Source organism: Telluria sp. AZSoR62 (assembly GCF_058111565.1).
In genome coordinates this window covers 1-272 of record NZ_JBYTST010000305.1, presented here as the reverse complement: position 1 = coordinate 272, position 272 = coordinate 1, and the positions used below count along the sequence as shown (strand labels likewise).

Genomic DNA, 272 nt, shown 5'->3' with positions numbered 1-272 from the left:
CCGGAGGTGTACAAGTGAGCCGCTTTGTCCTGGTGACTCCCGACGTCAATTTTGACGGCCGCCTGCGCCAGGCTGTGGCAGGGGGCCTCCAAGGAGGAGTCCAGACCTTCTTCACGAGTGTCTTGCCCGCGGATCCGCATGAGCTATTCGCCCAACTGGATCAGGAATTTCCCGAAGTACTCATCCTTGGCCCTGAGGTTCCCGTTGACGACGCGCTCCGGCTGGCCACGGTGCTGGACGTGGGCTTTCCCGAGTTGAGCGTCGTCCTCGTC

General features: G+C 62.1%; 1 protein-coding gene. It reads left to right on the top strand.

Annotated elements, in window-relative coordinates; genetic code table 11:
- Positions 1–14: 14 nt before the first annotated feature.
- A partial coding sequence (locus tag AC3XQU_RS23900; protein WP_489876617.1) for a hypothetical protein occupies positions 15–272 on the top strand: 258 nt, incomplete at its 3' end.